This window comes from Streptomyces sp. PSU-S4-23, from assembly GCF_055632315.1.
The window spans coordinates 3,243,369-3,262,644 of the sequence record NZ_JBVMUU010000002.1; the positions used below are offsets into that span (position 1 = coordinate 3,243,369).

Sequence of the window (19,276 nt, forward strand, 5' to 3'; positions counted from 1 at the left end):
CCGATCCGGGCGGTGGTTGCGGATCTTAGGGTGCGCTTAAGGGAGGGATCGGGGACGGTTAAAGGCAGAGACCGATGCGGCTATGCCGCGGCCGTGCGTCTGCGCCGCCGTACCGCCCCCCGGTGGCCCCGCCGCAGCGGGGCACGCCCGTCGAGCTGGATCCAGATCCGGACCTCCGTGCCGCCCAGCACCGACGAACCGATCCGCACGTCCCCGCCGGTCGACTCCGCGAGCCGGCGCACGATGTCCAGGCCGAGGCCCGTCGAGCCCTCGCTGCCCGAGCCGCGGCCCCGGGCCATCGCCGCCTCCGGGTCCGGGATGCCGGGCCCCGCGTCGGACACCAGTACGATCACCGCGTCCTCGCCGTTGTGCACGTCGACCGCGAACGCGGTGCCCTCCGGGGTGTGCCGGAAGACGTTCCCGAGCAGTGCGTCGAGGGCGGCTGCAAGGTCGGCGCGGGCGACGGGTATGCGCACCGGCCGGTCGGCCCCGGCCACCCGCCACTTGCGGCCCTCGTCCTCCGCGAGCGCCGACCAGAACTCCATCCGCTCGCGCACCACCTCGGCCGCGTCGCACCCGGCGCCCGGGCCCGCCGCCGCGGTCTGCGGTTTCGCCTCCCGCGCCGTCCGGATGATCGTGTCGACCTCGCGCTCCAGCTGGGCCACCGCAGCCCGCGTCTGCTCGGCGGCCGGCCCGTCACCCAGCGAGGCCGCGTTCAGCCGCAGCACGGTCAGCGGCGTGCGCAGGCGGTGGGAGAGATCGGCCGCCAGCTCCCGCTCGTTCGCCAGCAGTTGCACGACCTGGTCGGCCATCGAGTTGAACGCGACCGCCGCCAGGCGCAGTTCGGTCGGCCCCTCATCCGGGACGCGCGCCCCGAGCTTGCCCTCCCCGAGTTCGTGCGCGCCCTCCACCAGGCGCCGCGCGGACCGCACCATCCGTATGCCGAGCCGGTCGGCGACCGCCACCGAGCCGACGACCAGCGCGACGCCGACCCCGGCGAGCACCGCCCAGGCCGTGCCGACGCCGTTGGTCATCTCGGCGTCCGGCACGTACACCTCGACGACGGCGATCGCGCCCGAGCTGAGCGCGGTGGGCTGCAACAGCGTCGAGCCGCCCGCGACCTCGGTGGTGGAGGCCCGGCCCAGTCGGCGCGTGGTCGCGATGTCCTTGCCGGTGGCGCGCCGGCGGCCGATGTCGACCGCATTCGTGCCCTCACCCGCCGGCAGGTGCACGGCGATCCCGTCGTCCGAGCCGGCCGAGGCGACGACCCGCTCCAATTCGTCCCGGTCGGTGGTGATGGACAGCGCCGGCGCGATCGCGGCGGCCTTGCGCTCCGCGTTCGAGAACGCCCGGTCGCGCGCCATCTCCTTGACGACGAGCCCGAGCGGGACCGCGAAGGCGACCACGACCATCGTGGTGACGGCCACGGCCACCTTGACCAGCGCCCACCTCATGACAGCGGCTCCGGCCTCGGTGGCTCCAGCTTCACGCCGACGCCCCGGAGCGTGTGCAGATAGCGGGGCCTGGCCGCGGTCTCGCCCAGCTTCCGCCTGAGCCAGGACAGATGCACGTCGATGGTCTGGTCGTCCCCGTAGGACTGCTGCCACACCTCGGCGAGCAGTTCCCTGCGCGGCACGACGACGCCGGGCCGGCCGGCGAGGAAGGCGAGCAGGTCGAACTCACGGCGGGTCAGGTCGAGCCGGACACCGTCCAGTTCGGCGTGGCGGCGCCGGGGATCGATGGCGAGGCCGCCGACCCGGATGACCGGCGACGGCGCGGCCTCCGCGGCGGCCGCGCGGGAGCGGCGCAGCACCGCCGCGATCCGTGCCGACAGGTGCTCGACGGAGAACGGCTTGGTCAGATAGTCGTCCGCGCCCGCGTTGAGCAGGCGGACGATCTCCGTCTCGTCGTCGCGCGCGGTGGCGATGATCACCGGCACGTCGGTGATGCCGCGCAGCATCTTCAGCGCCTCGGACCCGTCCAGGTCGGGCAGTCCGAGGTCGAGGATCACGACGTCGAACGAGAGGTGGGCGACCTCGCGCAGCGCCTCCAGCGCCGTGCCGACGCTGCGCACGATGTGCCCGGCCTCCGTCAGATGCCTGATGAGCGCCGAGCGCACGAACTGGTCGTCCTCGACCACGAGCACACTTGCCATGGGCGGCACCGTACGCCATGCGGCGGAGGCCGACCGGGGCCTGTGGACAACTCCCCGCGAGGCAACGGGTGAACGAAACCGTGTACGAGCCGTGGCCCATCCGTGGGACATCCCCGGGGCGGCTGAGGCACTATGGCCGGGATGCTCAGAGGACTCGTGCACGTACTGGCGTGGTCGCTCGCCACCGGCGCGGCGGTCACACTGTCGTGGTGGGGTGTCCACACGGTGATGGCGGGAACCGCGTACGACCCGCCGCGCGCGCTGCCGATCACGGCGGGCGGCGCCACGACGCAGGGGTCGAAGCCGCTGGCCTCGTCGACCGGGCGCCCCGGGCCGTCGAGGAGCGCGAGCCACGCGTCCGCGCCGAGCCCGGCGCCGGCCCGCTCGACGACGCCCACCGGGAGCGACGGTCCCGCCCCGGCGGCGTCCTCACCCTCCGCCTCCTCCGCGTCCGGCCGTGTCAAGAGCTATGACACCGACGGCGGGCGCGCGGTGTTCGACCTGGGGAGGACGTCGGCCGCGCTCGTGTCCGCCACGCCCGGTCCCGGCTGGTCGATGCAGGTGTGGAAGACCGAGACGTGGATCCGGGTGGAGTTCAGCTCGGGCGCGGACCGGGTGTCGGTCTTCTGCACCTGGCACGACGGGCCGCCGCACGTGGACGTGGGCACGTACTGAGCGCTCCGCGGGAGGTCCGGTGCATCACCTGCGGGTGCGACGGGGACGCCCCGCTCGAACGCAGTCGAACGTTTGGGGGAGGCTGGTCGCGCCCCCGCGACGGAGCCGCGACCGGCACGGGCCCGCGCCCCTCGGGCGCTGCCGAACCGCACCGGACCTCGCCGTGCCCGGGGCGGGCGCCGCCGGCACGGCGGTCAGCGGAACACCGAGGGCGGCGGGGCCGGTGACGCCACGGCCGCCGCGTCCGTGACCGCCTTCGCGCCGCCCGTGAAGTCGGTCAGTGCCGTGCCGTGCTCCACGCGTGCGGGGTGCGGGTCCGTGGCGGCACGGCGGGTCAGTCCGGCGACCGGGAGCGGGTGGTCCGAGGCGACCAGGACGGCGTTTCCGAAGCGCCTGCCGCGCAGCACGGCGGCGTCGGCGAGCAGGGCGAGTTCGGGGAAGACGGCCGCCGCGGTGGAGATCTGGGCGCGCAGATGGGCGAGCGGCGGGCCGTCGGCGACGTTGGCCGCGTACACCCCGCCGCTCTTCAGCGCCCGGCGGATGTCGGCGAGGAACTCCACCGACGTCAGGTGTGCCGGGGTGCGTGCCCCGCTGAACACGTCCACGATGACCAGGTCCGCCCAGCCGTCCGGCACCTTGGCGAGTCCCTCGCGGGCGTCCGTGGAGCGCACCCGGATGCGCGCGTTCGCGTCCAGGGGGAGCGCCCGCCGCACGAGACGGACGAGGGCCGCGTCCCGCTCGACGATCTGCTGGGTGGAGCGGGGGCGGGTGGCGGCGGTGTAGCGGGCGAGGGTGAACGCGCCGCCGCCGAGGTGCACGGCGTGCACGGGCCGCCCCGGCGGGGCGGCCAGGTCGATGACGTGGCCGAGGCGGCGCTGGTACTCGAAGCCGAGGTGGGCGGGGTCGTCGAGGTCGACGTGCGACTGCGGGGCGCCGTCGATCAGGAGGGTCCAGGCGCGCGCCCGGTCCCGGTCGGGTATCAGCTGGGCGAGCCCGCCGTCGACCTCCTCGACGACGGCCTCGGCGGCGTCCCTGCGCCGCGTGTTCCGTGACCTGCCCATCCCGCCATTATCGGGTGCGGAGCGAGGGGGCGGCCTCCGGCGGCAGCGGGGCCGCCTCGGCGGCGCCTCCGGGGACTACCGCGCAGGTCGGCGGGCATCGGAGTCGGCACGGCCCCGTCGGCACGCGGGCCCCGCCGGCACGCGGCCCCGCGGACACGCGGCTTGCGGGCAGGTCGCCCCGCGGGCAGGTTGCCTCGCCGGCGCGTGCCGGCCGGTTCACCGGCAGTTGTCCGCCGCCTCGATCAGCCGGGCCGCTTCCCCGAGGGCCGCGCGCAGCACCGCAGGGTCCGTGGCCAGTTCCGCGTCGCCGGGCGGGAGCAGCCAGCCCGTGCCCTCTGCCGGGGGTTCCGGGGTGACGAGGCTCATGCCGCGCCCGTTCGTCTGCGTGCAGGTGCTGCCCGGAACGTCCCACGCGTCCGCCGTGCCGGGGGGCACCAGAAAGCCGAGCGTGTCGCCTCCGTCGTCGTGGAACACCGGCCCGACGCAGTCGCCCGCGCCCCGGCGGAGGATGTCGACCGCCTCCAGGCCCTGCCGGGCGGGAACGGTCACGAGGTCGGGAGCCTGCTGCGGGGGTGCGCCGCGCTCCGCGGCCGGCACCCGCCGTGCCGTCGGCGTCTGCGTACGGAACTCGGTGCTCTGGCTGGTCTGCATCCCGGCCTCCACGACGGAACCCCTCCTCGGCGAGTGAGTTGGGTCGGGAGTTCGGGGGGCTCCCGGTCCACGGGGTACAACGCGCGAGGGGCGTCAACGGCTACGGCGCAACACTGCCGCAAAGGATGGCAGTTCATGGCAGATCGCGGAGGAGATATCCGGTTTGCAGCCAAACTTCGCTTGCCGCCGCCCACCGGGCAGGTACGTTCTTGCACCGCCGGACGCAGGGGAACCAACTGCCACCACGCAGACAACTCACCCCGAACCCGGCATGGTTCGACGGTTCGCACGAGAGGGCCCGGCCATGACCTCGTCCCAGTCCCCCCGCCCACCGCGGCCGAACCCGGTCTTCCGGGAGTTGCGCGGACAGCGTTCACCGGGTGAGTTCGCCGCGGCGGTACGGCGCGCCGCACGCGAGATCGGCGAGCGGGTCAGCTGTGACGCGCGGTACATCGGGCGGGTCGAGGCGGGCGAGATCCGCTGCCCCAACTACGCCTACGAACGGGTGTTCCTGCATATGTTCCCGGGGCGCACGCTCGCCGACCTGGGGTTCGCGCCCCGCTCGGCGGTACGCGGCCGGGGGGCGCGCACCGCCGACGAAGCGCCCTGCGCGCACACCGGCAGCCGCCCTCCCGCTTCGAGTGAGAGCGGCGATGCGTGTGAGACGTATGAGACCGCAACGCTCCACGAGACCCACGACCTTGAGACCCGCAAGACCCACGAGACCCACGAGTCGTACGGCACGCGCGCGTACGACGACCAGCACACCGAGGAGAGCGACGTGCGGCGTCGCGCATTCATGACCGGCGGAACCGCCACGATGGCGGCCGTCTCCCTGAGCCCCCTGGGGCTCCCCTCCGGCGGCCGGGCAGCGGCCGCCGAACGCCCTGCCCGCCGTCCGGGCTCGTCCGAGGCGGGCGCGCTCGAGGAGGCCGTCCGCAGGATCCGCGTCCTCGACGACCGGCACGGCGCTGACGGCCTCTACCGGCGCGCCGCCGGGCCACTGCGCACCGCGTACGCACTGCTCGACGCGGGCACGACCCGGCAGGCGGTCGCCGACCGGCTGTACGCGGGCGCCGGTGAACTGGCCATCTCCGTGGGATGGCTGGCCCACGACTCGGGGCGCTTCGACGACGCGCGCTCGCACTACGCCGAGGCGCTGGCCACGGCCCGGATGTCCGGGGACCCGGCCCTGGAGGCGCACGCGTTCTGCAACACGGCGTTCCTCGCGCGCGACGCGGGCCGGCCGCGGGAAGCGGTCCGGGCGGCGCAGGCTGCCCAGCGCGCCGCGCGCCCGCTCGGCTCGCACCGTCTGATGTCGCTGCTCGCCCTGCGGGAGGCGGGCGGCTGGGCGGGGCTCGCGGACCGTGCGGGCTGCGAGCAGGCGCTGGCCCGGGCGCAGGCCCTCTTCGACCGGGGGCCCTCGGACGCCGACCCCGAGTGGATGACCTTCTACGGGGAGGCCGAACTCGAGGGGCTGGAGGCGCAGTGCTGGTCGACGCTGGGCGACTGGCCGCGTGCCGCCCGGCACGCCCGGCGCGCGACGCAGCTCCAGGACCCGCACTTCACCCGGAACACCGCGCTGTACACCGCGGAACTCGCCGACGACCTGGCCCGAGGTGGCCGTCCCGACGAGGCCGCCGTCGCCGGCCGGCGCGTCCTGGACCTCCTGGGCGAGGTCCAGTCGTCCAGGGTCCAGACGATGCTGGCGGGCACGGCGAGGGTGCTGCTCCCGCACCGGCGGGCGTCGGGGGTGTCGGCGTTCCTCGACCGCCATGCCTCGCTGCCGCGCCCGGCGGAACCGCGTCGCGCCGGATGAACCGCCCCGGGGCGGACCGCCTGGACCACCTCCGCCGCCATGCCCTCCGCACCGCTCCCCGGGCAACCCGGGGGGCGGTGTCCGCGTCTTGTGGGCGGGGGGCACCCGGCACGGAACGGTCGCGTACGCCGTAAGGTGGCACGACCGGACCGCCGGGAGCCGCAGAGCAGTCAGAAGGGGGAGGGCGAATCGGATGCCGCAGGCCGAGACACCAGGCACCGGAGTGAGCCCGCTGCCCCGGCTGCGCTGGTGGACGGAACTGCCGTTGATCCTGCTGGTGTACGGCGCCTACTCCGCCGGCCGGCTGCTGGCCCGGGGCGATGTCACGGGCGCCGTCGACCACGGCCTGGCGATCCTGCGGCTGGAGAAGCTGCTGCACATCAACGCCGAGCACCCGCTGAACCGGCTCTTCACCCGCGAGGCGTGGCTCGGCGTACCGGCCGACTTCTGGTACGCGTCGCTGCACTACCTGGTGACGCCGGCGATCCTGGTGTGGCTCTTCCGGCGCCGAGGGGAGCACTTCCGGGCGGCCCGCACCTGGCTGATGACGTCCACGTTCATCGGCCTGATCGGCTTCACGCTGCTGCCCACCTGCCCGCCCCGCCTGCTCTCCGCGGGCCACGGCTTCGTCGACACGATGGCCCAGTACAGCTCCTACGGCTGGTGGGGCCACCAGGCGAGCGCCCCGCGCGGCCTGGGCGGTATGACGAACCAGTACGCGGCGATGCCGAGCCTGCACGTCGGCTGGGCGCTGTGGTGCGGAGTGATGCTGTGGGCCTACGGCGGCACGCGCTGGGCCAAGGCGGCGGGCGTCGCGTATCCGCTGCTGACGGCGATCGTGGTGATGGGCACCGCGAACCACTACTTCCTCGACGCGGTCGCGGGCGTCGCCGTGATGGGCGCCGGCCTGCTGCTGACCCGGCCCGTGACGCGGGCCGCGGACGCGGTCAGGACCCGGCTGCGGCCACGCTCCACGGCCGTCACCGGCGTCCCGCGGGCCGCGGGTTCCCCGATTGTCAGTGCCGGATGCCAGACTTCCGCGGGTGAGCGAATTCCCCGACAGCGCACCTCCCGACCCGAGCCGGGTGCCTCTCCCGCGGACGCGGGGGACGGCGCTGCGGCTTGGGGTCTCCCCTGCTCGTGGGGGTCCCCCCGCTCGAGCGGAGTCGAGAGTGGGGGAGAAGCCGAGAGCTTGGGGAAGGCTCGCTGAGCTGCGCGGGCCGTCCGTACCGCCCAAGGCCCTCGACGCGCGCGCCCTGGCCGCGCTCGCCGCGAACCCGGGGTGCCGGCGGCGCGCGCTCCTGGACGGGGCGGGGGTGGACAAGGCGGCGCTCGCGCGCTCGTTGGGGGCACCGTCGGCGTTCGGGCAGTCGCAGTTCGCCTTCATGCGGGGCAACGCATTCGAGGCCCGCGTCAAGGCGGACGGCGGTGCCGAACTGCTGCGGCTGGTGCACGAGAAGCTGGACCCGTCCGCCGGGGCACCGCGGGACGCCCTGGTTCCCGACCTCGCCGCCGTCGGACCCGAGGGGCGCGCGGCCCGTACGGCGATGGCGCTGCGCGAGGCCACCGGGGCGCGGGCCTGGGCGCTGCTCGACCACCCCATGCTCGCCCTCGACGTGGCGGGCTCCCCCGCGTTCCTGGAGCCGGACGCGGTGGTGGTGCACCCGGACGGCAGCTGGACGGTCGTGGAGATCAAGTCCTTCCCGATGCTGGACGGTTCGGCGGACCCGGCGAAGGTGGGGGCCGCCGCCCGCCAGTCCGCGGTGTACGTGCTGGCGCTGGAGGAGGTCGCCGCCCGTCTCGGCGGGGAGCCGGAGGGGCGGGCCCGGGAGAGCGCCGGCGCGCCCGTGGTGCGCCACCGGATCCTGCTGGTGTGCCCGAAGGACTTCTCCAACCTGCCGACCGCCTCCCCCGTCGACGTCCGCAAGCAGCGCGCGGTCACCCGGCGCCAGCTGGCCCGGCTCACCCGCATCGAGGAGATCGCGGGCGACCTCCCCGAGGGCACGTGCTTCGCCCCCGACCTGCCCCGGGGGGAGCTGGCGGCCGCCGTCGAGTCGGTCCCGGCGGCATACGCGCCCGAGTGCCTCGCCGCCTGTGAACTGGCCTTCCACTGCCGCGACCGCTCCCGCGCCGAAGGCGCCGTGACCTCCTACGGACGGTCGCTGCGGGCCGAGCTGGGCGGCCTGACGACGGTGGACGACGTCCTGGCCGCCGCCCACGGCACGGCCGGGGACCCGGACGACCCGGCGGTCGCGGCCCTGCGCAGGGCGGCACGGCTGCGGGCGGAGGCACTCGCCGGCCCGGAGGGCGCCGCATGTCGCTGATCGCCACGCTCGCCCGGCTGGAGGCCGTGCGCTCCGGGCGCGCCCAGCCCGCCGCCACCGTCCTGCACCGGCACGTGTCCGAGCGGCCCCTGGTCTTTGTGCCGCTCACCACCGCGGGCGAGGCCGGGGCACCGCTCGGGGCCCTCGTCGGCACCGAGCGGGACGCGCCCCGGCTGCTCGTGGTGGAGCAGCCGCGCGACCGCGACCTCCGGTTCGGGTTCCTCGCCGAGCTCGCGGACGTCGTGCTGCCGTACATCGACGCGTACGCCGGCGAGGTCGAGCCCGCCGAGCGCTCCGAGACCGACCCGGAGACCGGCAAGCGGGTCAAGGTGGAGGTCGACCTGTGCGCCGACGCCCCGCAGTTGATCGTGCCGAGCCGGGCGGGCATCGACTTCGTCCGCCTCCTGGGGCGCTCCATGCGGTTCCGCCGCACCGCCGAGCAGGATCCTCAGGCCCCGTACCCGGCGCCTCCGCGGGTGCCGCTCCTCGGCCGCTGGCTCACCCACTTCGGGGAGCGCGCCCGGGTCCCCGGCTCCTCGCTGCTGCTCGCCCTCACCGAGGTCCTGGCGCGGCACTGGGCGACCGGGCAGTCCGGTCTGGAGGACCAGCATCTGGGTGCGCTGCTCGCCTGGATCGACCCACCGGACGGCGTCCCGGGCGCCCATGCCGCGCTGCGGGCCGAGGTCGGGCGGGACGAGGACGGCCAGCTGCTGTGCCCGCCGGCCGGACCCGCCACCGACCCGGCCTTCGACAACAGGCTGCTCGCCCCGGCCATCGAGCGCTACGACCGCGCGCGGACCCGGCTCGCCGCCGCGGAGGACGGCCTGGAGGCGGACGACCGGTTCGGTGAACTCACCGCCGCGGAACGGGAGATCCGCGCGCTGGTGGAGAGCCGTACGCGTCCGGTCTGGGACGCGGTGTGGCGCGGACTCGATCTCCTGCGGGCGCTGCCGGAAGGTGCGCACGTGGCGGACCGCTGGACGCGCGACCGCTGGTCGTTCACCGGCCACCGGGACCGGGTGGCCGCCGGGGAGCCGCCGCAGCCGCGCCGCGACGACGCGGTCACCGCGGCGAACAAGCTCGCCACACGCGAGCGCGAACAGGCCCGTCTGGAGGCCCAGGAAGCGCTCGACGACCCGCTCGTGATGGCCGGGCGGCGGCTCGCCGGGGAGGCGTTCGCGGGCGAGGTCACGGATGTGGTGATGGCGTACGGCGAGGGCAAGCGCCCCAGCCCGCGCCCCCTGGTGACGCTGCGGACCGAGGACCGACCGCACCTCGGGGAGCGCACCAAGGTGTACCGGTCGCTGGGCGGCAGGCCGCAGACGGCCGAGTTCGTCGGATACGACGGCCATGACGGGTCGGACGGCCTGATGGTGCTGCGCATCCTCGACAAGATGGGCCGCGGCAGGGAGCCGGAGGCCGGTTCCGTACCCGAGAAGGGCGACCGCGTCTGCTTCACGCTGTTCGAGCACGAGCAGCGCGGCGGGGCCAAGCTGCCCGACCCGGAGGAGACGCCGTGGACGCACGGTGGGCCGCCGGGCGAGGCGGAGCCGCTGCCGCAGCCGGATCCGGTGACCGAGGAGGACATTCTGTGACCGTGTTCGCCCAGCCGGGCAGGACCCTCGATCCGGGGGCCGCGGCCGCCCGGGCCACCGAGGCGATCCTGCGCGACACGCTGCACGGCACGCACCGCGGGGTCGTCGTCGACTCGCCGCCGGGCGCCGGGAAGTCGACGCTGGTCGTGCGGGCCGCGCTCGAACTCGCGGCCGCCGGCCGGCCGCTGATGGTGATCGCGCAGACCAACGCGCAGGTGGACGACCTGGTGCTGCGGCTGGCGGAGAAGGACTCCGGGCTGCCGGTCGGCCGGTTGCACAGCAACGACCCGGATCCGTACGACGCCGCGCTCGACGATCTGCCGAACGTCAGGAAGTCGGCGAAGGCGGGGGATCTGGCCGGCCTGGACGTGGTGATCTCGACGGCCGCCAAGTGGGCGCACGTCAAGGGCGTCGAGCCGTGGCGGCACGCGATCGTCGACGAGGCGTACCAGATGCGCTCGGACGCGCTGCTGGCCGTGGCGGGTCTGTTCGAGCGGGCGCTGTTCGTGGGGGACCCGGGGCAGCTGGACCCGTTCGCGATCGTGGGCGCCGAGCAGTGGGCGGGGCTGTCGTACGACCCGTCCGCGTCCGCCGTGACCACGCTCCTGGCACACAATCCGCAGCTGCCGCAGCACCGGCTGCCGGTGTCGTGGCGGCTGCCGGCGTCGGCGGCGCCGCTGGTGTCGGACGCGTTCTATCCGTACACGCCGTTCCGCAGCGGCACGGGGCACGGGGACCGGCGGCTGACGTTCGGGGTGGCCTCGGACGGCTCGGGTCCCGACCGGGTGATCGACGAGGCGGCGCAGACGGGCTGGGGGCTGCTGGAGCTGCCCGCACGGCACACGCCGCGCACGGATCCCGAGGCGGTGCGGGCCGTCGCCCGGGTGGTGCGGCGGCTGCTGGACCGGGGCGGGGCGGCGGTCTCGGAGCGGAGCGAGGAGCCGGTGCCGCTGACCGCGGACCGGATCGCCGTCGGGACGGCGCACCGGGACCAGGCGGCGGCGGTGCGCTCCGCGCTGGCGGACCTCGGGGTGCCCGATGTGACGGTGGACACGGCGAACCGGCTCCAGGGCCGCGAGTTCGATGTGACGGTGGTGCTGCACCCGCTGTCCGGGCGCCCGGACGCGACGGCCTTCCACCTTGAGACCGGACGGCTGTGCGTGCTGGCGTCCCGGCACCGGCACGCGTGCGTCGTGGTGTGCCGGGCGGGGGTGACGGAGCTGCTGGACGACCATCCGTCGACGGATCCGGTGCAGCTGGGGGTGACGGTGAAGTTCCCCGACGGATGGGAGGCCAACCACGCGGTGCTGGCACACCTGGCGGAGCACCGCGTGCCATGGCGGCCCTGACCGGCGGCGCCGCGGACGGGGCGCCGGGAACAGCGCACGGACCGGCGGCCTGGAGACCGCGGGAGCCGGGTGCCGCAGGCCCGGGACGGGCTTGCGGGGCCGGTCCGCACCGCTCGCTCCGGCCCTCTTGCCCCGGCGCGCGACAATGGACGGTGGCCCACCCGAAGGGTGGCGCCATCTGGACCGTACGAGGAGGAGAAGACATGGCGGAGCCCACGCCGCGTCGGAACGAGCCGCGGCTACGCCCCGCGCCCCTGCTCTTCGAGCCCGCGGATGCGGCCTCCGACCCGGAGCACTTCTTCGACCTGGAGTCGATCGACGACCCGCGGGAGCTGCTGGCGCGGGCGACCGAGCTGACCCAGGCGTTTCGCACGGCGGCGGACCGGGCGGTGGAGTTCCAGGCCATCGCCGCGGCCCAGCTCGCCGATCCGCGCCGCTTCGACCGGCTGACGCCGGCGGCGATCGCCGAGCAGGCGGAGTGGACCGAGGACTACACGAAGAAGATGGTGGAGTTCGGGCAGGACCTGCTGCGCGGTGCCGACGCGAGCGGGCCGGAGAATCTGGGCTGAGCCGGCGGACCCGGCGCCGCCCGTGCCCACACCGGGCCTTTGCGCAGGGCGCGGAATGATCTTCGGGCATATGCCGGGCGGCACGATACTCCGCCGCTCCTGCTTCTGTCCCCGTTTTCCGCGACCCTCGGCGACGGCTCGCTCACGGCCGGTAGATCTGGCGGGTATGAGCAGTCGAGCACCGTTCGCCGACCCTTTCCGCTCCCCGTTTCCCGACCGGTGCGACGTCTCGGGCGTCACCGCGGAGGGCGCGGACTGGCTCGCCTCCGCAGGAACGTATCCCCATGGCGCCCTCGCCTCCTGGGCCCGGCACCCCGACGCCCCGGTCGTCCTGCGCTGCGGCACCGCGTTCGACGTCGTCAACGCCCCCGCGATCTTCGGGCGGCGCATGCTCGACCGGCTCTGGGACGAGGGGCCGGGCTCCGGGCCCGTCGCCGTGCACCGCGGCCGGATGCTGCTGTTCGCGGCGCCCGGCACGGCCCCGCGGCTTCCGGCGCTGCTCGCCTGGGAGGAGTGGGGCGGCCGCGCCCGCACCGTTCCACCGCTGCTGTGCCACGGTCCCGGGGACGCCGTGTCCGTGCCCACCGGCGTCCCCGCAGCCCGGCGCGCATCCCGGTGGCTCGTGGCGCCCGACACCCGTCACCCCTGGCTGCCGGGCCCCGAGGTCCTGCTCTGGGCGGCCGTGCGGGCGGCCCGTGCCGCGGCCTCCGCCGCCGTACGGATATCGATTTTTCCTCCCGCCGACCAGGATGCTAAGGTCTACGACGTCAGCAGGCGCCGCTAGCTCAGTTGGTTAGAGCAGCTGACTCTTAATCAGCGGGTCCGGGGTTCGAGTCCCTGGCGGCGCACGATGGCGATGGCGATCCATGTTCGCGGACAGCGCGAACCGGGTCGCCATCGTTGTTTGTGCGCGGCTTCGCCGCGCGTTGTGGGGGCTTCGCCACCCACACCCCCACGCCGGGGGCACCGCCCAGTACGACGTACCCGCGGGCCTGCCCGGCCGACCCTCCCGATGGCGACCAAGCTCGCGGACAGCGCGAACCGGGTCGCCATCGTGGTTCTTGCGCGGCTCCGCCGCGCGTGGTGGGGGCTTCGCCACCCACACCCCCACGCCGGGGCACCACCCGGTACGACGTACCCGCGACCTGCCCGGCCGCCCCTCCCGATCGCGACCAAGCTCGCGGACAGCGCGAACCCGGGGCTCGGAGTGCGGTCAGGTTCGGGTGATGCGTACCGTCCATGCGCCCGTGGCCGTTCGGTCCTCCACGGCCACCCTGACCCTGTCCCCCGGTGCCGTGAAGCTCTCCCCCACACCCACCGGGGCGTCCGCGAGGGGCGGGTAGACCGAGTTGTCCCGGCACGCCGTGGAGTGCGGGTGGGCGTCAAGGACCTCGATCGGGCCGCCGCCGGACGCCGTCTCGCTGCGGACGCGGTAGACGAGGACACCCTGCGTGCAGACCGAGTCGTCGTTCCCGAGCGCCCCGCGCGCCTCCATGACGAGCACCTTGTCCGGCCCCGTACGCACCACCGCCAGCTTGGTGCCGCGCCCCGAGCCGAACGCCTGCACACCGCGCCGGAGGCCCGCCGTGCCCATACCCGCCGCACCCGTCACCCCGGACCCCCACAGCCCGCGCGCGTTCACCGGCACCTGCGGCGCCCCGGCCGGGCCCGCCTCCACCGCTTCCAGCGTCAGCCGCGTGCTCCCGGTTCCCCGTACGCACACCATCTGGCGGGTGTCCAGCCACCCCAGCTTCCACTTGTGCCAGGCGAGCAGGTCCGGCGCCAGCCCGAACTGGCTGCCCATGAGGTCCCAGTCACCGACGTACGTGTCCCAGTCGCCCTTGCCGTCGGCGGGGCGGTGGTAGAGATCGGGCAGGTCGAAGACGTGTCCCGTCTCGTGCGCGAGGACGAGACGGTCCGGCGGATGCTTCTCGAAGACCGTGACCACCCGGCGCAGATCCTTCCCGTCGGCCCGCAGCGGGGTGTCGAGGTTGACCACCTTCGTGGCGTCCGAGTCGACGCCGGGCGCGTTGGGGTCGGCCACGAGGTACACGATGTCGTAGCGCGAGAAGTCGACGTCCTTGTCCGCCGCGGCGACCGCGTCGCGCAGGTACGCGGTCCGGTGCTCGGCCTTCCAGTCGCGCTGTATGGCGTACGAGGTGGACGGGTGCGGCATCCGGATCCAGTGGCCCACCGGATGCGGGCGCAGTGTGAACCTGCCGTAGGAGGCGCGTTCGAAGAAGCGGCTGGTGGCCGGGAAGTAGTCCGCGGCCAGCTCGGCCGGCGTGGTCACGGGCGTCGCGTCCGGGAAGGACAGGAAGACCATGACCGCGTCGAGCCCGTGAATGGGGCGTGCGTAGGCGGAGTTCCAGGTGTCGTCGCCCTCCGAGTGGTGGGCCTGGCCACGGGTCAGCCGGCAGGCCACCGCCTGGGGTCCGGCGAGGGCGGGGCCCGCGCCCAGCGAGGTCGCGATCAGCGCCGTCATCGTCGTGACCACGGCCGCCGTGCTGCGCAGGACGGGCGCCCCGCCCCGCAGGAAGCCCTTCAGGACCCTGCGGGCGAGCCCGTTGCCAAGGAGCGGACGCGGCACGTCGACCTCCGGATGCGGTTCCGTGATTCCGCATCCAGCCTTGTCTTACTTGTATGACTACGCCCTGTTTGTCTGCACCGGAAGGGTGAGACACCACCAGTCGGGGGAAAGGCCAGTTGGGAACCGTGGCAGCCGAGGGGAGGGGCCGTGCGGGACAGGAGCGCGGGACGGCGCGCAAGCACCGAGGGGGCGGCCGACATGGGCCGACACCTCGAATACTCACGGAACGTCACAGCCGCTGGAGACCTGATAGAACAAGGCCGGGAGCCAGCAGAAACGATCTGTCAGGGCGTCAGCGCGCTCCGCGCGGCCTCCCGGCGGCTGGAAGGCCCCTGGGTCAGCCTCTATGATCGGCACACTTTCCTGCACGGACACGGCTTGTACGGTCGCCCGGAGCGCGGCCGTAGACCCCGGCGAGACCCACGAGATCTGTACGACGAACGAGTGCACTGCGGGAGCGAGCGGTGAGCGGAACGTCCGAAGGGCCGGCGCCCGCGGCAGACCTCCTCGGTCCGGCCGTCACGCAGAGTAAGGCTGATACCTCGACCGGTACGACCGACCCCCCGCCCCCGTCCGGGGAGCACGCGCTCGCACCACCCGCCGACGCACCACCCGCCGACGCACCACCCGCCGGCGTGCCGCCCACCGACGCGCCGCCGCGCTCCGGCGCCGCCGGGCTGCGGCCCGCCTCCTACGGCGCCGCGTTCTCCGTCGCCCCGCTCGGCATGGCGCTCGTGGACCGGGAGGGCCTGATCGTCACCGCCAACGAGACGATGGGCTCACTGCTCGGCACCGGTGCGGACACACTGGGCGGGAAGGCCGCCGCCGATGTGGTGGACCTGTCCTCGGACACCCGCACCTGGCACGCCTACCGGGAAGTACTGCGCGGCCGTCAGGCGCGGCTGCGCTGCACACGACGCCTCAAGCACCCCGACGGGCGCTCGCTCTGGGTCCAGGTGACCGTCGCACCGCTGCCGGAGGCGGAGGAGGCCGTCCTCCTGTCGGTCTCCGACATCAGCGCCCGCCGTGAACTCCAGGCGCGCCTGAGGCACTTGCAGATGCACGACCCGGTGACCCGGCTGCCCAACCGCACGCTGTTCTTCGAACGACTGTCGGCCGCGCTGGAGGCGGAGGCGTACGAGGAGAGCGGCACCGGCCGGATCGGACTGTGCTACCTGGACCTCGACGGCTTCAAGGCGGTCAACGACACCCTGGGCCACTGCATCGGCGACCGGCTGCTCGCGGCCGTCGCGCAACGCCTGACGCGCTGCGCGGACGGGGCGGGACACGCACGGGCGGCCACTCCCCTGGTGGCGAGACTCGGCGGCGACGAGTTCGCCCTGCTCGTCGAGGACTCCACGGGTACCGAGCAACTCGCCGACCTGGCCGAGTCGGTGCTCAAGGCGCTCCAGGAACCCTTCGACCTGTCCGGGCAGCGGCTGTCCCTCTCGGCGTCCATCGGTGTCGTGGAGCGGCACGCGGCGGGGACGACGGCGACCGGGCTGATGCAGGCGGCCGATACGACGCTGTACTGGGCGAAGGCCGACGGCAAGGCGCGCTGGACCCTCTTCGATCCGGAGCGCAACGCGCACCGTATGACCCGCCAGGCTCTGTCCTCCGCTCTGCGCCCGGCCATCGAGCGCGGTGAGTTCGCCCTGGAGTACCAGCCGTTGGTGGGGCTGGAGGACGGGCGAGTGCGGGGGGTGGAGGCGCTGGTGCGCTGGCACCACCCCCAGTTCGGCACGCTGACGCCGAATCGGTTCATCGGGCTGGCCGAGGAGGACGGTTCGATCGTTCAGCTGGGGCGCTGGGCGCTGGCGACCGCCTGCCGTCAGGCGCGCCGCTGGCAGCTGGAACGCCCGGACGATCCGCCGATCTTCGTCAGCGTGAACGTGGCGGTGCGTCAGGTGTGGGACTCCGACCTGGTGGCGGACGTGGCGGAGATCCTCGCGCGCACCGGACTGGCCCCGCACCTGCTGCAGTTGGAACTGACCGAGTCGGCAGTCATGGGATCGGCCGGGCGGCCGATCCAGGCGCTCCAGGCCCTCAGCGACATGGGGGTGCGCATCGCCATCGACGACTTCGGCACCGGCTACTCGAACCTCGCCTATCTCAGCCGGCTGCCGGTGTCGGTGCTGAAGCTGGACGGCTCGTTCGTCCGCGGCTTCCAGTACGAGGGCACGGACGGCCGTCCCAACCCCGCGGACGAGGTCATCGTGGAGGCCATGATCCAGCTCGCCCACCGGCTGGGCCTGACGGTCACCGCGGAGTGCGTGGAGACCTCCGCGCAGGCCAGCCGTCTGCGCCGGATCGGCTGCGACACGGGCCAGGGGTGGCTGTACTCGCGGCCGGTGCCGCCGGACCGCATCTCCGAGCTGGTGGACTCGGCGACCTGCCCGCGCTCCTGACCGGAAGGCCGGTGGCGGAAGGCCGGTGACGGGAGGGCGGTGACGGGAGGGCGGGCAGAAGCGGGGAGGGCCGGGAGGGTGCCGTCCCCCCGTGCGACGGCACCCTCCCGGAGTCACATGGCCGGCAACCCGTAGGCGTTCGCGACCAGTTCGTAGGAGCGCAGCCGCACCTCGCCGCTGTGGGCGTTGGAGGTGAGCATCAACTCGTCCGCGCCAGTGCGCTTGTGGAGGGCGTCGAGGCCGGAGCGGACCTCGTCCGGCGTGCCGTGCACCACGTTGGCGGTCCAGGACTCGGCGAACTCCTCCTCCAGGGGGCTGAACTCGTGCGCCTCCGCCTCCTCGGGGGTGGGGACGAGGCCGGGGCGGCCCATGCGCAGCCGGATCATGTTCAGGGCGGCGGCCCGCACCTGGCGGCGGGCCTCCTTCTCGTCGTCGGTGGCGAGCGCGGCGACGCCGATGAGGGCGTACGGGGCGTCGAGGACCTCGGACGGGCGGAAGGACTCGCGGTACAGGTCGAGCGCCGGAATGGTGTTCTGCGCCGAGAAGTGGTGGGCGAAGGCGAAGGGCAGACCGAGCATGGCGGCCAGGCGGGCGCTGAAACCGGAGGAGCCCAGCAGCCAGATCGGGGGGCGGTGCGGGGACTGCACGCCGCCCGGGGAGGTGGCCTGGACGGGGCCGGGGACCGCGTGGATACGGGAGTACGGATGGCCGGCCGGGAAGTCGTCGTCGAGGAAACGGGTCAGTTCGGCGAGTTGCTGGGGGAAGTCGTCGGCGCCCTCGTCCAGCCCGTCCGTGCGGCGCAGGGCGGCGGCCGTGGCGCCGTCGGTGCCGGGGGCGCGGCCCAGGCCCAGGTCGATGCGCCCCGGGGCCATGGCCTCCAGCGTGCCGAACTGCTCCGCGATGACCAGCGGGGCGTGGTTGGGCAGCATCACTCCGCCCGAGCCGAGACGGATGCGGTCCGTGTGGGCGGCGAGATGGGCGAGGATCACGGCGGGTGAGGAGGAGGCCACGCCCGGCATGGAGTGGTGCTCGGCGACCCAGTAGCGGTGGTAGCCGCGCGCCTGAGCCAGGCGGGCGAGGGCGACGCCGGTGCGCAGGGCGTCGGTGGCGGTGCGCCCGGCGCCGACGGTGACCAGGTCAAGTACGGACAGGGGGACGGGGGCGGTGCCCTGTGCCGTGCCTCGGATCTCGTCCACCGGGTTGCCTCCTGTGTGCGTCGCGTCTCCTGCGCGACAAACAGGAGGCAGTCCCCGGTTATTCCCGGACCGGACGCCGCACCGGTCCGTCACACCTGGACGATGGGCTCCCTGCGGAAGAGGGTCCCCAGGGCCGGCGCGTTCACCCGGCGGTCCACCAGGCGCAGCGCCTCCCACACGGTGACCTGGTTCGCCGTGAGGACCGGCTTGGCCAGCTCCTGCTCCAGGGCCGTCAGGTGCGCGGCCGTATGGAGCGCGGTACCGGGCAGCAGCACGGCGTCGGCGTCGGCGTGGTCGCCCTCGCGTGCCAGCGCCAGCACCTCCTCCGCGCCCCAGCCGCCGGCCTCCGCCGCCGTGGTGACGCCCGCGCCGTGGACCGAGACCACGTCCGCGCCCGCCGACCGCAGGAACTCGGCGAACAGATGGGCGATGTCGTCCGGGTAGAACGCCGCGACCGCCGGCCGCCGGGCGCCGATCTCCCGTACCGCGTGGACGAAGGCGAAGGAGGTGGAGGAGGCCGGCGTCCCGGCCGCGCGGGCGAGGGTGCGCACCTGCGCGTGGGCGCCCTCCCAGCCGTACGCGAAGCTGCCGCCCGTGGACGCCCACAGCACCGCCTCCGCGCCGGTGAGCCGCAGGCCCTCGACGCCCGCCGCCAGCCGCTGTGGCGCGCCCGTCTCCCGCAGGACGTCGGCGCGGCAGACGTCCTCCCCGCTCTCGGTGTGGACGAGGTCCAACCGGATGTCGCTGCCCAGCAACTGCTCGATGCGCGGATAGTCGTCCTCGGCGAAGTGCCCCGGGTAGAGGAATCCGAGTGCCGTCATGCCCAGCCTTCCTGTCGTTCCGGCGGTGCGGGTCCCCGCCCCGCCGCCTTCTCCGGCAGGGCC

The 19,276-nt window shown here is 74.4% G+C and carries 16 protein-coding genes and 1 tRNA gene; 10 read left to right on the forward strand and 7 right to left on the reverse strand.

Features of this window, described 5'->3' with window-relative positions:
• Window positions 1–80 precede the first annotated feature (80 nt).
• Complete coding sequence (locus ACZ79I_RS14935) at window positions 81–1,454, reverse strand: sensor histidine kinase (RefSeq protein WP_471497756.1); 1,374 nt, start codon at window positions 1,452–1,454, stop codon at window positions 81–83.
• Window positions 1,451–2,155: a response regulator transcription factor gene (locus ACZ79I_RS14940; protein WP_471497758.1), complete on the reverse strand. Its 705-nt coding sequence runs from the start codon at window positions 2,153–2,155 to the stop codon at window positions 1,451–1,453. The genes ACZ79I_RS14935 and ACZ79I_RS14940 overlap by 4 nt, the downstream gene beginning before the upstream one ends.
• 141 nt (window positions 2,156–2,296) lie before the next feature.
• Here ACZ79I_RS14940 and ACZ79I_RS14945 point away from each other — a divergent pair, with 141 nt between their 5' ends.
• The gene (locus ACZ79I_RS14945; RefSeq protein ID WP_471497760.1) at window positions 2,297–2,830 is read left to right on the forward strand and encodes a hypothetical protein; all 534 of its coding nucleotides are present in this window, start codon (window positions 2,297–2,299) and stop codon (window positions 2,828–2,830) included.
• Between the two features lie 194 nt (window positions 2,831–3,024).
• Here the strand turns inward: ACZ79I_RS14945 and ACZ79I_RS14950 are convergent, their stop codons facing one another.
• Entirely contained in the window at window positions 3,025–3,891 is an 867-nt protein-coding gene (locus ACZ79I_RS14950) for a spermidine synthase (RefSeq protein WP_471497762.1), read from the reverse strand.
• A gap of 216 nt (window positions 3,892–4,107) precedes the next feature.
• Window positions 4,108–4,542 carry a hypothetical protein gene (locus tag ACZ79I_RS14955; RefSeq protein ID WP_471497764.1) on the reverse strand — a complete coding sequence of 145 codons (435 nt, stop codon included), beginning with the start codon at window positions 4,540–4,542 and terminating at the stop codon, window positions 4,108–4,110.
• Window positions 4,543–4,846: 304 nt separating this feature from the next.
• Between ACZ79I_RS14955 and ACZ79I_RS14960 the strand changes: the two genes are divergently transcribed.
• The 8 genes from ACZ79I_RS14960 (at window position 4,847) to ACZ79I_RS14995 (ending at window position 13,046) form a co-directional block, all read left to right on the forward strand.
• On the forward strand, window positions 4,847–6,361 hold the full coding sequence (locus ACZ79I_RS14960; protein ID WP_471497766.1) for a hypothetical protein: 1,515 nt from the start codon (window positions 4,847–4,849) through the stop codon (window positions 6,359–6,361).
• A 193-nt stretch (window positions 6,362–6,554) separates the two neighbouring features.
• Window positions 6,555–7,571: a phosphatase PAP2 family protein gene (locus ACZ79I_RS14965; RefSeq protein WP_471497768.1), complete on the forward strand. Its 1,017-nt coding sequence runs from the start codon at window positions 6,555–6,557 to the stop codon at window positions 7,569–7,571.
• Window positions 7,534–8,685, forward strand: a complete 1,152-nt coding sequence (locus tag ACZ79I_RS14970) for a hypothetical protein (protein ID WP_471497770.1) — start codon at window positions 7,534–7,536, stop codon at window positions 8,683–8,685. The genes ACZ79I_RS14965 and ACZ79I_RS14970 overlap by 38 nt, the downstream gene beginning before the upstream one ends.
• Window positions 8,676–10,280: a hypothetical protein gene (locus ACZ79I_RS14975; RefSeq protein WP_471497772.1), complete on the forward strand. Its 1,605-nt coding sequence runs from the start codon at window positions 8,676–8,678 to the stop codon at window positions 10,278–10,280. Before ACZ79I_RS14970 ends, ACZ79I_RS14975 begins: the two co-directional genes overlap by 10 nt.
• Complete coding sequence (locus tag ACZ79I_RS14980; protein WP_471497774.1) at window positions 10,277–11,629, forward strand: AAA domain-containing protein; 1,353 nt, start codon at window positions 10,277–10,279, stop codon at window positions 11,627–11,629. The genes ACZ79I_RS14975 and ACZ79I_RS14980 overlap by 4 nt, the downstream gene beginning before the upstream one ends.
• Before the next feature lie 203 nt (window positions 11,630–11,832).
• Entirely contained in the window at window positions 11,833–12,198 is a 366-nt protein-coding gene (locus ACZ79I_RS14985; RefSeq protein WP_471497776.1) for a hypothetical protein, read from the forward strand.
• 166 nt (window positions 12,199–12,364) lie between these two features.
• The gene (locus ACZ79I_RS14990) at window positions 12,365–12,982 is read left to right on the forward strand and encodes a bifunctional DNA primase/polymerase (protein ID WP_471497779.1); all 618 of its coding nucleotides are present in this window, start codon (window positions 12,365–12,367) and stop codon (window positions 12,980–12,982) included.
• Window positions 12,973–13,046, forward strand: a tRNA-Lys gene (locus ACZ79I_RS14995). The genes ACZ79I_RS14990 and ACZ79I_RS14995 overlap by 10 nt, the downstream gene beginning before the upstream one ends.
• Window positions 13,047–13,411: 365 nt before the next feature.
• Here ACZ79I_RS14995 and ACZ79I_RS15000 read toward each other — a convergent pair.
• Window positions 13,412–14,788 carry a M6 family metalloprotease domain-containing protein gene (locus ACZ79I_RS15000; RefSeq protein ID WP_471497781.1) on the reverse strand — a complete coding sequence of 459 codons (1,377 nt, stop codon included), beginning with the start codon at window positions 14,786–14,788 and terminating at the stop codon, window positions 13,412–13,414.
• A gap of 464 nt (window positions 14,789–15,252) precedes the next feature.
• Between ACZ79I_RS15000 and ACZ79I_RS15005 the strand changes: the two genes are divergently transcribed.
• A complete protein-coding gene (locus ACZ79I_RS15005; RefSeq protein ID WP_471497783.1) occupies window positions 15,253–17,196 on the forward strand; it encodes a putative bifunctional diguanylate cyclase/phosphodiesterase in 1,944 nt (647 codons plus the stop codon).
• Window positions 17,197–17,309: 113 nt separating this feature from the next.
• On the opposite strand, the gene ACZ79I_RS15010 is transcribed toward ACZ79I_RS15005, so the two are convergent.
• Together ACZ79I_RS15010 and ACZ79I_RS15015 are read right to left on the reverse strand one after the other, a co-directional pair.
• Complete coding sequence (locus ACZ79I_RS15010) at window positions 17,310–18,392, reverse strand: LLM class flavin-dependent oxidoreductase (protein ID WP_471497785.1); 1,083 nt, start codon at window positions 18,390–18,392, stop codon at window positions 17,310–17,312.
• A gap of 89 nt (window positions 18,393–18,481) precedes the next feature.
• Complete coding sequence (locus ACZ79I_RS15015) at window positions 18,482–19,213, reverse strand: maleate cis-trans isomerase family protein (RefSeq protein WP_471497787.1); 732 nt, start codon at window positions 19,211–19,213, stop codon at window positions 18,482–18,484.
• Between the last annotated feature and the right edge of the window lie 63 nt (window positions 19,214–19,276).

Excerpts from the sequence above, each read along its gene's own strand:
- ACZ79I_RS14935 (WP_471497756.1), bottom strand. The coding sequence starts at position 1,454 with ATGAGGTGGGCGCTGGTCAAGGTGGCCGTGGCCGTCACCACGATGGTC.
- ACZ79I_RS14940 (WP_471497758.1), bottom strand. The coding sequence starts at position 2,155 with ATGGCAAGTGTGCTCGTGGTCGAGGACGACCAGTTCGTGCGCTCGGCG.
- ACZ79I_RS14945 (WP_471497760.1), top strand. The coding sequence starts at position 2,297 with ATGCTCAGAGGACTCGTGCACGTACTGGCGTGGTCGCTCGCCACCGGC.
- ACZ79I_RS14950 (WP_471497762.1), bottom strand. The coding sequence starts at position 3,891 with ATGGGCAGGTCACGGAACACGCGGCGCAGGGACGCCGCCGAGGCCGTC.
- ACZ79I_RS14955 (WP_471497764.1), bottom strand. The coding sequence starts at position 4,542 with ATGCAGACCAGCCAGAGCACCGAGTTCCGTACGCAGACGCCGACGGCA.
- ACZ79I_RS14960 (WP_471497766.1), top strand. The coding sequence starts at position 4,847 with ATGACCTCGTCCCAGTCCCCCCGCCCACCGCGGCCGAACCCGGTCTTC.
- ACZ79I_RS14965 (WP_471497768.1), top strand. The coding sequence starts at position 6,555 with ATGCCGCAGGCCGAGACACCAGGCACCGGAGTGAGCCCGCTGCCCCGG.
- ACZ79I_RS14975 (WP_471497772.1), top strand. The coding sequence starts at position 8,676 with ATGTCGCTGATCGCCACGCTCGCCCGGCTGGAGGCCGTGCGCTCCGGG.
- ACZ79I_RS14985 (WP_471497776.1), top strand. The coding sequence starts at position 11,833 with ATGGCGGAGCCCACGCCGCGTCGGAACGAGCCGCGGCTACGCCCCGCG.
- ACZ79I_RS14990 (WP_471497779.1), top strand. The coding sequence starts at position 12,365 with ATGAGCAGTCGAGCACCGTTCGCCGACCCTTTCCGCTCCCCGTTTCCC.
- ACZ79I_RS15015 (WP_471497787.1), bottom strand. The coding sequence starts at position 19,213 with ATGACGGCACTCGGATTCCTCTACCCGGGGCACTTCGCCGAGGACGAC.